13 protein-coding genes are annotated in these 12,520 nt (G+C 63.4%); 3 read left to right on the top strand and 10 right to left on the bottom strand.

Annotated elements, in window-relative coordinates:
- Positions 1-68 precede the first annotated feature (68 nt).
- From CQ12_RS33395 to CQ12_RS33385, 3 genes are read left to right on the top strand one after another with little or no spacing between them, the layout of a single operon-like run.
- Positions 69-1,391, top strand: coding sequence for an MFS transporter (locus tag CQ12_RS33395; protein WP_057839533.1), 1,323 nt, complete (start codon positions 69-71; stop codon positions 1,389-1,391).
- A gap of 9 nt (positions 1,392-1,400) precedes the next feature.
- Positions 1,401-2,066, top strand: coding sequence for a sulfite oxidase-like oxidoreductase (locus CQ12_RS33390; RefSeq protein ID WP_057839532.1), 666 nt, complete (start codon positions 1,401-1,403; stop codon positions 2,064-2,066).
- A 29-nt stretch (positions 2,067-2,095) separates the two neighbouring features.
- The gene (locus CQ12_RS33385; protein ID WP_057839531.1) at positions 2,096-3,319 is read left to right on the top strand and encodes a bifunctional alpha/beta hydrolase/OsmC family protein; all 1,224 of its coding nucleotides are present in this window, start codon (positions 2,096-2,098) and stop codon (positions 3,317-3,319) included.
- Here the strand turns inward: CQ12_RS33385 and CQ12_RS33380 are convergent.
- From CQ12_RS33380 to paaX, 10 genes are all read right to left on the bottom strand, one after another.
- Positions 3,316-4,374 (bottom strand): YeeE/YedE family protein, encoded by a 1,059-nt coding sequence (locus tag CQ12_RS33380; RefSeq protein WP_198164321.1) that lies wholly within the window; start codon positions 4,372-4,374, stop codon positions 3,316-3,318. The genes CQ12_RS33385 and CQ12_RS33380 overlap by 4 nt on opposite strands.
- 238 nt (positions 4,375-4,612) lie before the next feature.
- Positions 4,613-5,632: a quinone oxidoreductase family protein gene (locus tag CQ12_RS33375; protein ID WP_057839530.1), complete on the bottom strand. Its 1,020-nt coding sequence runs from the start codon at positions 5,630-5,632 to the stop codon at positions 4,613-4,615.
- Between the two features lie 33 nt (positions 5,633-5,665).
- Positions 5,666-6,997: a phenylacetate--CoA ligase PaaK gene (paaK, locus tag CQ12_RS33370; protein ID WP_057839529.1), complete on the bottom strand. Its 1,332-nt coding sequence runs from the start codon at positions 6,995-6,997 to the stop codon at positions 5,666-5,668.
- 25 nt (positions 6,998-7,022) lie between these two features.
- Complete coding sequence (gene paaI / locus CQ12_RS33365) at positions 7,023-7,475, bottom strand: hydroxyphenylacetyl-CoA thioesterase PaaI (RefSeq protein ID WP_057839528.1); 453 nt, start codon at positions 7,473-7,475, stop codon at positions 7,023-7,025.
- Between the two features lie 223 nt (positions 7,476-7,698).
- Entirely contained in the window at positions 7,699-8,778 is a 1,080-nt protein-coding gene (gene paaE / locus CQ12_RS33360) for a 1,2-phenylacetyl-CoA epoxidase subunit PaaE (protein WP_057839527.1), read from the bottom strand.
- A 2-nt stretch (positions 8,779-8,780) separates the two neighbouring features.
- Positions 8,781-9,284, bottom strand: coding sequence for a 1,2-phenylacetyl-CoA epoxidase subunit PaaD (gene paaD, locus CQ12_RS33355; RefSeq protein WP_057839526.1), 504 nt, complete (start codon positions 9,282-9,284; stop codon positions 8,781-8,783).
- The gene (gene paaC, locus CQ12_RS33350) at positions 9,278-10,054 is read right to left on the bottom strand and encodes a 1,2-phenylacetyl-CoA epoxidase subunit PaaC (protein WP_057839525.1); all 777 of its coding nucleotides are present in this window, start codon (positions 10,052-10,054) and stop codon (positions 9,278-9,280) included. Before paaC ends, paaD begins: the two co-directional genes overlap by 7 nt.
- 159 nt (positions 10,055-10,213) lie before the next feature.
- Positions 10,214-10,501: a 1,2-phenylacetyl-CoA epoxidase subunit PaaB gene (gene paaB, locus CQ12_RS33345; protein ID WP_027539035.1), complete on the bottom strand. Its 288-nt coding sequence runs from the start codon at positions 10,499-10,501 to the stop codon at positions 10,214-10,216.
- Positions 10,502-10,512: 11 nt separating this feature from the next.
- Entirely contained in the window at positions 10,513-11,505 is a 993-nt protein-coding gene (paaA, locus tag CQ12_RS33340) for a 1,2-phenylacetyl-CoA epoxidase subunit PaaA (RefSeq protein WP_057839524.1), read from the bottom strand.
- A 75-nt stretch (positions 11,506-11,580) separates the two neighbouring features.
- A complete protein-coding gene (gene paaX / locus CQ12_RS33335) occupies positions 11,581-12,450 on the bottom strand; it encodes a phenylacetic acid degradation operon negative regulatory protein PaaX (RefSeq protein ID WP_057839523.1) in 870 nt (289 codons plus the stop codon).
- Positions 12,451-12,520 lie beyond the last annotated feature (70 nt).

The following is a 12,520-nucleotide window of genomic DNA, read 5'->3' as shown; positions in this document are numbered from 1 at the left end:
TTTCCCGCCATTGTGCGGCGAATTGATCCGGGACAAAGGGATCGTGCATCGCCCTTTGGAGACGGATCATGACCGATCAAGCCATCAAATCCGCCGACGATCGTTTCGACATCCAGGATATGGAGCGGCGGATCAAGGCGATCTTCATCGGCTCGATCGGCAATCTCGTCGAATGGTACGACTTCTACGCCTACACGGCGTTCGCGCTGTATTTCGCGCCGGCCTTCTTTCCGAACAGCGATCCCGTGGTGCAGCAGCTCAACGCCGCCGTTCTGTTCGCGGCGACTTTCCTGATGCGGCCGCTCGGCGGCTGGCTGTTCGGCTTCATCGCCGACCGCTACGGCCGGCGGCTATCGCTGACACTTTCCGTCGTCTGCATGTGCTTCGGCTCGCTGATCATTGCGGTGACACCGACCTACGCCACCATCGGCTTCGCCGCCCCCGCCATTCTGGCGCTGGCGCGCATCATCGAGGGCTTGAGCCTCGGCGGCGAATACGGCGCCAGCGCGACCTATCTGACCGAGGTCGCCGATCCCAAGCACCGCGGATTCTATTCAAGCTTCCAGTATGTAACGCTGATCGGCGGCCAACTCACTGCGATCATGGTGCTGTTGCTGCTGCAGAAGGTATTTCTCACGCCGGAGCAGCTCAAGGATTGGGGTTGGCGGATTCCCTTCGTCATCGGCGCGCTGCTTGCGATCTTCGCCGCCGTCATGCGCCGCAATCTGCATGAGACCGAGGCGTTCGAGGAAGCGAAGAAGCTGACAAAGCCGACCGGCTCGATCCGAGGACTTCTGAAGTATCCGCGCGAGCTGTTGCTGGTGGTCGGCCTCACCGCCGGCGGCACGGCTGCGTTCTATACCTTCACCACCTACATGCAGACCTTTGTAAAACTCTCGGTCGGCCTCACCGAGGACCAGACCACGACCGTGATCTTCGGCTCGCTGATCTTCGCGACCCTGCTGCAGCCGATCTATGGCGCCCTGTCCGATCGGATCGGCCGCAAGCCGCTGCTGATCTTCTTCGGGGCCGCCGGCACGCTCGCAACCGTCCCGATCCTGACCATGCTGCAGCAAACCAAATCGCCGTTCACCGCCTTCCTGCTGATCTGCGCCGCCTGGATTTTCGTCGCCGGCTACACCTCGATCAACGCGGTGGTGAAGGCCGAACTGTTCCCGACCAATGTCCGCGCACTCGGCGTCGGCTTGCCCTATGCCATCACGGTGTCGCTGTTCGGCGGTACCGCGCCGGCGGTCGCGCTCTATTTCAAGACAATGGGGCATGAGGACTGGTTCTACTATTATCTCAGCGGCATGATCTTCCTCTCGCTCCTCATCTATGCGACCATGCGCGATACCAAACATGCGTCCGCAATGCATCGCCACGAGTGACTGTTAGACATGGACGACGAAACCGAGCCGCCGCCGGAAAGCAAGCTGACGCGCAGCAAGGCGCGCTGGGCGCGCGAGGGGAAGTTTCTCACGGGCAAGATTTCGCGGCCTGAGGAAATGCGCCTGCCGCCCGGTCAGCATTTGACCAGAGACTGGCCAACGCTCGATCTTGGACTGACGCCGAACATCTCGCGCGAGCGCTGGCGGCTCGACGTCTACGGCGCAGTCGAACATCCGATCTTCTGGGATTTTACCCAGTTCACCGCGCAACCGCAGAGCAAGTTCGTATCAGACATTCACTGCGTCACGACCTGGTCGCGCTACGACAATCAATGGGAGGGATTGGCGACCCGCGATCTCCTCGAGGCCTGCCGGCCGCGCGACGAAGCCCGCTTCGTCGTGCTGCATTCGCATGACGGCTACACCACCAACCTGCCGCTGGAAGATTTCGCCGCCGAGGACGCGCTGCTGGCCCATAGCTGGTCCGGCGCCCCGCTGGAGCAGGAGCATGGCGGCCCGGTGCGCCTCGTGGTGCCGCATCTCTATTTCTGGAAGAGCGCAAAGTGGCTGCAAAGCATCGAGTTTCTCGAACACGACGCGCCCGGCTATTGGGAAGTCCGCGGCTATCACAACCGCGGCGACCCCTGGCTGGAACAGCGATATTCCAGCGACTGACGCAACAACACCAAGCGAGGAGAACGCCTGTGCCGACGGAACGCTTCCAATTCACCGGCGAAGGCGGTCATCAGCTTGCCGCCGCGCTGGATACGCCGGATGGACCGGTGCACGCCTACGCGCTGTTCGCGCATTGCTTCACCTGCGGCAAGGACGTGCTGGCCGCCAAGCGCATTGCGACCGCGCTGGCCGCACGGGGCATCGCGGTGCTGCGGTTCGATTTTACGGGCCTCGGCTCCAGCGAAGGCGATTTCGCCAACTCGACCTTCTCTTCCAACGTCGCCGACCTCGTCCGCGCCGCCGCCCATCTGCGGGAAACCCGCGGCGCGCCCACGCTCCTGATCGGCCACAGCCTCGGTGGCGCAGCGATCCTCGCCGCCGCCGGACAGATCCCGGAGGCAAAGGCGGTCGTGACGATCGCAGCCCCTTCCGATCCCGTGCACGTCACGCATCTGTTCAAAGATCGCATCGAGGACATCCGCGCGCAGGGCAAGGTGGAGGTCCAGCTTGCCGGGCGGCCGTTCCACATCAAGCGCGAATTCCTCGACGACATCGCCGAGCACAGCCTGGCGGTGCGCATCGCAAAACTTCACAAGGCGCTGCTGGTCATGCATTCGCCAGCCGATGATACGGTCGGCATCGACAATGCGACAAAGATCTTCGTCATGGCCAAGCATCCCAAGAGTTTTGTGTCGTTGTCGGGCGCGGATCATCTGCTGAGCGGCAAGCGCGATGCCGCCTATGTCGCCGGTGTCATCGCCGCCTGGGCCGAACGCTATATCGAGCCCATTGCCGCTCAGCCTGCAGCGGCCGCAAGCGAGGCGCCGCGCAACGTTGTGGTGCGCGAAACCCGCAACGGCAAATTCCAGCAGATCGTGACCACAGGTCCACATAAGATGCTGGCGGACGAGCCGGTGGCCGCCGGCGGCCAGGACGCCGGACCGGGCCCCTATGATTTCCTGCTCACCGGCCTTGGCGCCTGCACATCGATGACGATGCGGATGTATGCCGACCGCAAATCGCTGCCGCTGGATCGCGTCACCGTGACGCTGAAGCACAGCAAGATCCACGCAAGGGATTGCGAGGAATGCGAAACGCGGGAGGGCATGCTGGATCAGATCGACCGCGTGATCACGATCGAAGGCGCGCTCGATGCCGACCAGCGCGCGCGGCTGATGGAAATCGCCGACAAGTGCCCGGTGCACCGGACGCTGAAATCGGAGATCCGGATCGTGACGAAGGCGGCGGATTAAGCCGCCGCCAGCGGGCGGACGCGCAGTGCGCCGCGCAAGCCCGCGGCAGTGCCGACGAGGATGCCGGCGAAGGCGATCAATGACGCCAGCGCCAGCGTCGAAAATCCGGTCAGGCCCTGCCCGATCGAGCAGCCGAATGCCATCACGCCGCCTGCGCCCATCAGCGCGGCGCCGCCGCCCGAGCGCAGCATGTGGCGCGGCGACTGAAAGCCTTCGAGCTGGAAGCGGCCGGTCAACAGTGCCGTTGCGAGACTGCCGGCGAACACGCCGAACACCGTGACGATACCGAAATTGAGCGTCGATCCCGTCGAGAGCATGACATATTGCAAGGCATCCGCGATCGGCGCGATGAAGGTGAGCGAAGTCACCGGCACGGGGTTGAAATCATCGGCGCCGAGATAGCCGGTGGCAAACCAGCCTGCGGCCACCAGCAGGCCGATCACGAGGCCGGCGGCGATCTGGCCCGGCGACCGCCGGAACGCCGGATGCGCAAAGGCAAAAATGATCAGGGCTGCGGAGATGATCGAAGCGGCCAGCATGCGCGCGGCTGTGGCACTCAGGCCCATGCCGGCGAGCAGTGCCGGCACCGAGTTCTCGGTGGTCGTGGTCTGTGAGGCGCCGACCATCGCGATGCGCGACGGCGCGATCAGGCCTTTCAATGTCATCTGGGCGAAAATCGCCAGCACGACCACCACCACGAAGGAACGGAGATTGCCGCGCCCGAGCAGCACCAGCGCACGCGAGCCACAACCGTTCGACAGCACCATGCCGTAGCCGAACAGCAGCCCGCCGAAGAACATCACCGGCACGGAGAAGGACGGCTGCAGATAGATCGACTTGCCGATATCGACGAACCCGCCCGCGGCCAGCAACTGCGTCATGGCAACCGCCACGCCGATTGCCAGCGCATAACTGCGGACCAATCGTCCGTCGCCTTCGGCCCAAAAACCCCTGAGGCTGCTGAGCAGGCAGAACCCGCTCAACAATCCCACCGATCCATAGACGAGGCCGATCAGCAATCCGCTGATCACGACGATATTGGCACTGTCCAGCACGGGCGTTTTCCTGTTCCCTCGCGGCCGATCCAGCCGTCACCGCTCAAATAGGAAGCAATTTCAGCCGTTGCTAATATGTTGGAAAGCTGCGCGCGTCCACGTACCAACGATCCGGAGAATAAATTGATCGCCGGGATCGACGACAGCAGAACAAAATCCTTGCACGAGATTGGAGGACGGCAGGTTCATTCCCCATGAGAAATTGGCGGAATCCCACGCTTGCAGCGAATGCCTGCCTTCAAGGCCGCAGGATTACCCGATCCCGCGACGAGCCGGCCACGGCGATGAAGGCAGCCTTTGCCTGTTCCAGTGGAAAGATCGCACTCGCCTTGATCGGGAACGGCTTGAGATGGCCGCCGGCGAAGCCGGGAGCGAGTTCGCGCAGCACCGCACCCGTCGCGACCGACGACAGTCCGAGCGTATCGATGCCCACATAGGTGTGCTGGCCGCGATAGAACTCCAGGATGTTGAACTGCACGATGCGATCGACCGCGGCGATCAGGATCTGGCGACCGCGCAAGCCGAGCGACTTGTGCGCGGCCTCAAAATAGGGATCGCCGACCGTATTGAACACGATATCGGCGCCCTTGCCGCCGGCGAGTTCGCGCACGCGCGCCGCGACGTCGGTGGCGGAGGCATCGACGACTTCCACCTTCGAATTGGCGTGGCCTTCGTAAGCCTCGGCCTTGCGCACGACGCCGATCGCGCGCGCCCCGTGCCAGGTCGCGATCTGCACCGCGGCCTGCCCGACCTTGCCGTTGACGCCCATCACCAGCACGGTCTCGCCCGCTTTCGGGATGCCGGCGCGGCGCAGGCCTTCCATCGCGGTAACAAAGGGCACGCCGATGCCGGCGGCCTCCTCCCATGAAATGCTTCTGGGTTTCTCCACCACGGCGTCGGCTTCGACCACGAGATGCGTCGCATGCGTGCCGTCGCGGCGAATGCCGAGATCGCCGGAGGAGCCGAACACCTCGCGCCCGATCCAGCCCTGCGGCCCATCGATCACGACACCCGCATAATCGCGGCCCGGCGTTCGCGGAAAGACGGCGTAAGGCATCAGGCCGGTAGCTGCCTTGACGTCAGACGGGTTGACGGCTGCGGCCTTGATCTCGATCAGCAGATCGTTTTCGCCGCGCGACAGCGCATGCGTCTCGATCACAGGCGTCAGCGAAGCGGCATCGGCAACCTTCGCCGGCAGGCGGACGCAGCGGGCCTGGACCGTGGCCGGTCGAGCATCGGACTTTTCGGTAGCAGACATCAGGCATTCCCGCTGGCTTCCAGGCAGCAGGAGTTACCCTTTCGGCCGCTTGTCGTAAACCCGTTTCGCCTTGCCGAGCGAACGCTCCAGGGTGTTCGGGGCGACGGCCTTGATACGGGCGGTGATGCCGATGGTGTTCTTGATGAAGACCGCGACCTTTTCGGCGTGTGGCAACAGCCCGCTGCCGTCCCAGCTTTCGGGGCGGGCTTCGGCGAGCACGGTCATCTCGTCCATCCGCCCCTCGCGCGTCAGCTCGATGATGAAATGGCCGCCGCACCAGTCGGTGGCGAGCAGCGCTTCCTCGATCTGGGTGGGAAAGACGTTGACTCCGCGCAGGATGATCATGTCGTCGGAGCGTCCCGTCACCTTCTCCATGCGCCGCATGCCGGGGCGCGCAGTGCCGGGCAGCAATCGCGTCAGGTCGCGGGTGCGGTAACGGATGATCGGAAAACCCTGCTTGGTGAGTGAGGTGAAGACCAGTTCGCCCCTCTCGCCGTCGGGCAGCACCGCGCCGGTCTCGGGATCGATGATTTCAGGGTAGAAATGATCCTCCCAGATGTGCAGGCCATCCTTGGTTTCCACGCATTCCTGCGCGACACCGGGACCGATCACTTCCGACAGCCCGTAGATGTCGGTCGCGTCCATGTCAAAAGCCTGCTCGATCTCGGCGCGCATCGCGTTGGTCCAGGGCTCGGCGCCGAAGATGCCGAACTTCAGCGACGATTTTCTGGGGTCGAGGCCCTGCCGCTTGAACTCATCGAGAATGGCCAGCATGTAGCTCGGCGTCACCGTGATGATGTCGGGTCTGAAATCATTGATCAGTTGCACCTGCCGCTCGGTCATGCCGCCGGAAACCGGCACCACCGTGCAACCCAGTTTCTCGGCACCGTAATGCGCGCCGAGGCCGCCGGTGAACAGGCCATAGCCGTAAGCGTTGTGAATGATCATGCCGGTGCGGCCGCCGGCGGCGCGGATCGAGCGCGCCATCACGTCCGACCAGATGTCGATGTCGCCCTGCGTGTAGCCGACCACGATCGGCTTGCCGGTCGTGCCGGAGGACGCGTGAACGCGGACCAGTTTTTCGCGCGGCACCGCGAACATGTTGAAGGGATAATTGTCGCGCAGATCGGTCTTCACCGTGAACGGGAATTTGGCGAGATCGGAAAGCGCTTTGAAATCGGACGGATGCACGCCGCCGGCATCGAACGCTTTTCTGTAATGCGCGACGTTGTCGTAGGCGTGCTTGAGCGACCAGGCGAGACGCCTGGTCTGCAGCGCCATGATCTCGTCGCGCGAGGCGCGTTCGGCCTCGTCCAATTCAGCGCTGTAACCGCTTCCGCTGGATTTCAATCGTGCCATGGCCATGGTGCGTTCCCCTTGGTCTGTACTCTTAACCGGCCTCGTTGCCCGCTACCGGCAGCCATGTGCCGGCGATGGTGCGGGAATGGCCGCGGAATTCGGCGATCACGACATCGCCGGCGGTGACGCGAACGTCATAAATGCCGGATCGGCCGTTGCGCGAAATTTCCCGCGCGGTCGCGATCAGCACGTCGCCGAGCTTGCCCGGCCGGATGAAGGCGATGTCGCATTGCGCGGCGACGGCGCGCTCATTGCGCGAGTTGCAGGCAAAGGCGAAGGTGGAATCGGCGAGGAGGAAAATGAAGCCGCCATGGGCGATGCGCTGACCGTTGACCATGTGCGGCTGCACCGTCATCGTCAGCGTCGCAAAGCCGGGTTTTACCTCGACAATCTTCATGCCGAGGCCCTTGCTGGCGTCGTCTTCCTTCCACATCGCATCCGCGCAGGCGCGGGCGATCTCGTCGGGCGAAAGCGCGACGTTCATAGCGGGTTGTCCGCGCAAGACGGTTTCACGACGTTCTCTCCCTGTTGCCGGGCTCGTTATCAAGCCTCGTTACGTAGTCGTTCAGTCTGCGGACGAAGCACCCAAGGTGTCAACGATCCCTAATCTCTAGCTTCCGTCATTCCGGGATGGTGCGTAAGCACCAGACCCGGAATCTCGAGATTCCGGGTTCGCGTCTGCGACGCGCCCCGGAATGACGTCATGGTCACACATGGTCGTAGTCCACCACGACCCTGTCCGAACATGGCCGGGCCTGACAGGTCAGGATGAATCCTGCCTTCAGCTCCCACGGCTCCAGCGAATAATTGAGCTCCATCTGCGCATCGCCCTCGACCAGCTTGGCGCGGCAGGTCGAGCACATGCCGCCCTTGCAGGCGAACGGCAGGTCCATGCCGGCACGCAGCGCTGCATCGAGGATGGATTCCTCCTCGGCGACCGGCACCTCGCGGCGCTTGCCATCGATGATCAGCGACGCCACAGCCTTGGGCGGAGCAGAAGCTTCAATAATCTTCTTCGGACGCGGCTTGCCGCCGAACTCCGAGACGAAACGCTCGACGTGAATGCGCTCCTCGGCGATCCCGATCTCGCGGCAGGTCGCCTCGATATCCTCGCTCATGCCCAGGGGGCCACAGACGAAGACGTGATCGACGCTTGCCGCAGGCACCAGCGAGCGCAGCAGCACGCGGACCTTCTCGCCATCGAGCCGGCCGTGCAGGATCGGGATGTCCTGCTCCTCACCCGAAATGACGTGGAACAGCGACAGCCGCTGCATGAAGCGGTCCTTCAGTTCCTCCAGCTCTTCGAGGAACAGCATGCTCGTGGTCGAGCGGTTGCCGTAGAACAGGAAGAAGCGGCTGTTCGGCTCGCGCGCCAGCACGCCCTTGACGATCGACAGGATCGGCGTGATGCCGCTTCCGGCAGCGAAGCCCACATACACACGTGCCTCCCCGGGCGCATGCGCGACGCCGAAGCGCCCGGTCGGAGTCATCACGTCGAGTTCGTCACCGGGCTTCAGTTCGTCCGCCGCCCAGTTCGAGAACGCGCCGCCATCGACCTTCTTCACCGCGATGCGGAGCTCGCCGTCGTCGGGGCCGGAACAGATCGAATAGGAACGGCGCACTTCCTCGCCGTCCATCCTCGTGCGCAGGGTAAGGTATTGGCCCGGCGTAAAGCTGTAGTCGTCTTCCAGTTCCTTCGGGATGACGAATGTCATCGATACGGCGTCAGCAGCTTCGCGACGCAGATCGTTGACGGCCAGACGATGAAAGCGCGGTGCTACAGACATGATCAATGACACTTGAAATAATCAAAGGGTTCGCGGCAAGCCTTGCAGCGCCACAGCGCCTTGCAGGAGGTCGAGCCGAATTCGGACAGCAGCTCGGTATTGTCAGAGCCGCATTGCGGACAGGTCACCTGCTGTTCCCCGAACAGCGCGCGACGTGAACTTGACGCTTGCGGCGGCGCGATGCCGTACTCGCGCAGCTTGTTGCGGCCGTCCTCGCTCATCCAGTCGGTGGTCCAGGCCGGCGACAGCACGGTGCGAATGGTCGGCCGCGCGATGCCGGCGCGCTCCAGCGCCAATTCGATCTCGAATGCGATCATGTTCATGGCGGGGCAGCCGGAATAGGTCGGCGTGATCGCGACCTCGACGCGGCCGTCACGGACCTCGATATCGCGCAGCACGCCGAGATCGGCGATGGTGAGCACGGGGATTTCAGGATCGACCACCTGCGCGGCCGCCTCCCAGGCACGCCGGCGCAAATCGGTATCGCTGAGAGCCACTGTCACCATGTCGCCCCCGGAAACGTCCGCTGCATCGATTGCAACTCGCTGAGAAGATGGCCGAGATGCTCACTGTGTCGGCCGCTGCGGCCGCCCTGCTGCATCCAGTCGCTCTTCGGTAGCGCGAGCGTCGCCTCGCTGACGACGCTGGACACCGTTTTGAGCCACTGCGGGCGCAACGCTACCGGATCAACCGCAATACCGGCGTCGATCAGGCCGCGCTCGCTGTCATCAACGGCGAACATCTCGCCGATGAAAGCCCAGAGTTCATCGATGGCCGATTGCGTCCGGTGGTGGCTTTCCTCGGTGCCGTCGCCGAGGCGAACGATCCACTCCGAGGAATGGCGGACGTGATAGGCGCTTTCCTTTTCCGATTTCGCCGCAATCGCCGCCAGCGTAAGATCGCTGGAGCGCATCATCGCGCGCCAGTAGAGATCGGCAAAGGTCGCATAGAAGAACTGCCGCACCATGGTGCGCGCAAAATCGCCGTTGGGCTGTTCGAGCAGCAGGAGATTTCGGTACTGCCTGACATCACGAAGGTAGGCGAACTTGTCCTCGTCGTTGTCCCTGCCCTCAACCTTTGCGGCGTAGGAGTAGAGTTCGCGGGCCTGACCGAGCAGGTCCAGTCCCGTATTGGCGAGTGCCATGTCCTCTTCCAGCATCGGCGCATGGCCGCACCATTCCGACAGGCGGTGGCCGAGGATCAGCGCGTCGTCGGCGCGGCGCAGGGTGTAGAGCACCAGCGGGGTTTCGGAGACGGAGATGTTGGCGACGGTCATAACGGCTTCCACCTGTGTCCACTTGCTCAAACCTCATCCTGAGGAGCGCCGCAGGCGCGTCTCGAAGGATGGGCCGCGGGCCCCATGGTTCTCCCGGCGATGCGAAGCTTCGTCCGGAGACGGCGCTTGCGCGCCTCCTCACCATGAGGGGAGAAAGAGTTACATATGCCCGACTTCATCCGGCACATCGTAAAACGTCGGATGCCGATAGATCTTGGATTCCGCCGGCTCGAACATCATGCCCTTTTCCGACGGATCGGACGCCGTGATCGCGTTCGACGGCACCACCCAGATCGAGAGGCCCTCGCCACGGCGGGTATAGATATCGCGGGCTGCCTGCAGCGCCAGCGTGGCGTCGGTCGCGTGCAGCGATCCGACATGCTTGTGCGCGAGGCCATTGCGGCTGCGGATAAAGACTTCCCAGAGTGGAATGTTCGGCGTCGCCATTGCTGCTCTCCCTACTCTGCGGCCTGCAAGGCGGCGCGCTGCTTGCGCTTCCCGGCATAAGCCATCGCGGCCTCGCGCACCCAGGCGCCATCGTCGTGCGCCTTGCGCCGCGCCGCGAGGCGATCGCGATTGCACGGGCCATTGCCTGATAGCACCTGCTTGAACTCTTCCCAGTCGATCGCGCTGTATTCCCAGTTTCCGTTCGCGTTCTGCTTCATGCCGGGATCGGGAAAGGTCAGCCCCAGGAATTGCGCCTGCGGCACGGTGGCATCGACGAATTTCTGGCGCAGCTCGTCATTGGAGAAGCGCTTGATCTTCCATTTGGTCGAGGTGTCCGAGTGCTGGCTGACCTGGTCGGGCGGACCGAACATCATCAAGACCGGCCACCACCAGCGGTTCAGCGCATCCTGCGCCATTGCCTTCTGCTCGGCGGTGCCGCGGCACAGCGTCAGCATGATCTCAAAGCCCTGGCGCTGGTGGAAGGATTCCTCCTTGCAGACGCGGATCATCGCGCGTGCATACGGACCATAGGAGCAGCGGCACAGCGGGATCTGGTTCATGATCGCCGCGCCGTCGACCAGCCAGCCGATGGTGCCGATATCGGCCCAGGTCAGCGTCGGATAGTTGAAGATCGAGGAATATTTTGCTTTCCCTGCCAGCATCGCATCGACCAGTTCTTCGCGCGATGAGCCGAGCGTTTCGGCGGCGGCGTAGAGATAGAGCCCGTGGCCGCATTCGTCCTGCACTTTTGCGAGCAGCGCGGCCTTGCGGCGCAGCGACGGCGCGCGGGTGATCCAGTTGCCTTCGGGAAGCATGCCGACGATTTCGGAATGCGCGTGCTGGGAAATCTGCCGCGTCAGCGTCTTGCGATAGGCCGCCGGCATCCAGTCGTTCGGCTCGATGCGCTCGTCGGCATCGATGCGCGCCTGAAACTGCGTGGCACGTTCGGCGTCCTCAACGTGGCGTTCGTCGCCGTCGGACGTATTGAGCGCCTGCGTGTACATGGCGGACCTCCCTGAATTTGTTGGGAGGCAATATATAACACAAATTACGATATGCAATATAATTCTGTAACATATTTACGGATCGCCAAAGCGCTTCGAAAGTTCCGCGCCGGGCTTTGGCAAGGGTCCACTTTCGTTGGTGGCATGGCGGTCAAGCCATTGTTCGGATACGGGAAGCAGCGCGCGATAGATCTCGCCGCAGAGCGTCCGGGCCGCCCTGCCCGGCCAGTCCGCGGGCAGCAGCGCGGTCGGCAGTAACGGATCGCGCAGCACGACGCGGCGGTAATGGTGGATCAGCAGCACGCGCGCGGTAAAGGCATCGGCTTCCGTCAGCCGCTCGCCACGGCCGATCCACTCCCGCAATGGCGCGAAGGTTTTCATGAATTTCTGATAGGCGTCCGCGGTGCGATCGAGCGGCCAGCTTTCGCTGAGCAGGCGCCGGCCGCTGTCGTCTTCAGCCGAGACTTCGAGGCGAATGGCGCCAGCGGCTTCTTCCGGCACCGGCACGCCCGATGGCGCGACCCACACGCCCGGCAGCGGACTGCCGAAGCCAGCATTCTTCAGCGCCTCGCGCGAAGCGTCGCGGTCCTCGCCATTGCCGATCAGCAGCAGTTCGAAGCGCCCGGTCCAGTCGGAGGCCGGCGGACCGTAGATGTGTTTTGTCGCGATATCAAAGGTTTGCCGCCCGCTCTGCACCAGGCGATAGAAGCTGTTGCGGCCAATTTTATTTCGCTCGAACCAACCATCGGCAGTGAGCCGCGACATCGCGGTGCGCACCACGCTGGCGTCAATGTCGAGCTGCTCGAAGAATTCCAGCAGCGTGCCGAGCCAGACCGAGCCGCCGCGCGGCACGATGGCGTCACCGAACACGGTGATGACGATGGAGCCGGTGCGCGAGGGTTCGCGCTTCAACTGCTGAATGATGCGGGCAAGCGGCGGCGACATGCGTCAAGGCATAGCGCGTTTTTCGGGATAGCGACAATGTGGGGTGGTCTTCCCTCTCCCCGTCCTTCAC

The organism is Bradyrhizobium jicamae (assembly GCF_001440395.1).
GTDB lineage: Bacteria > Pseudomonadota > Alphaproteobacteria > Rhizobiales > Xanthobacteraceae > Bradyrhizobium > Bradyrhizobium jicamae.
Note: the sequence above shows the minus strand (reverse complement) of the source record. Positions and strands in the feature narration are given on the sequence as shown.

What these genes read in the sequence shown, in the direction of transcription:
- CQ12_RS33395 (WP_057839533.1), top strand. Translation starts at nt 69, where the DNA reads ATGACCGATCAAGCCATCAAATCCGCCGACGATCGTTTCGACATCCAG.
- CQ12_RS33390 (WP_057839532.1), top strand. Translation starts at nt 1,401, where the DNA reads ATGGACGACGAAACCGAGCCGCCGCCGGAAAGCAAGCTGACGCGCAGC.
- CQ12_RS33375 (WP_057839530.1), bottom strand. Translation starts at nt 5,632, where the DNA reads ATGTCTGCTACCGAAAAGTCCGATGCTCGACCGGCCACGGTCCAGGCC.
- paaK (WP_057839529.1), bottom strand. Translation starts at nt 6,997, where the DNA reads ATGGCCATGGCACGATTGAAATCCAGCGGAAGCGGTTACAGCGCTGAA.
- paaI (WP_057839528.1), bottom strand. Translation starts at nt 7,475, where the DNA reads ATGAACGTCGCGCTTTCGCCCGACGAGATCGCCCGCGCCTGCGCGGAT.
- paaE (WP_057839527.1), bottom strand. Translation starts at nt 8,778, where the DNA reads ATGTCTGTAGCACCGCGCTTTCATCGTCTGGCCGTCAACGATCTGCGT.
- paaD (WP_057839526.1), bottom strand. Translation starts at nt 9,284, where the DNA reads ATGGTGACAGTGGCTCTCAGCGATACCGATTTGCGCCGGCGTGCCTGG.
- paaC (WP_057839525.1), bottom strand. Translation starts at nt 10,054, where the DNA reads ATGACCGTCGCCAACATCTCCGTCTCCGAAACCCCGCTGGTGCTCTAC.
- paaB (WP_027539035.1), bottom strand. Translation starts at nt 10,501, where the DNA reads ATGGCGACGCCGAACATTCCACTCTGGGAAGTCTTTATCCGCAGCCGC.
- paaA (WP_057839524.1), bottom strand. Translation starts at nt 11,505, where the DNA reads ATGTACACGCAGGCGCTCAATACGTCCGACGGCGACGAACGCCACGTT.
- paaX (WP_057839523.1), bottom strand. Translation starts at nt 12,450, where the DNA reads ATGTCGCCGCCGCTTGCCCGCATCATTCAGCAGTTGAAGCGCGAACCC.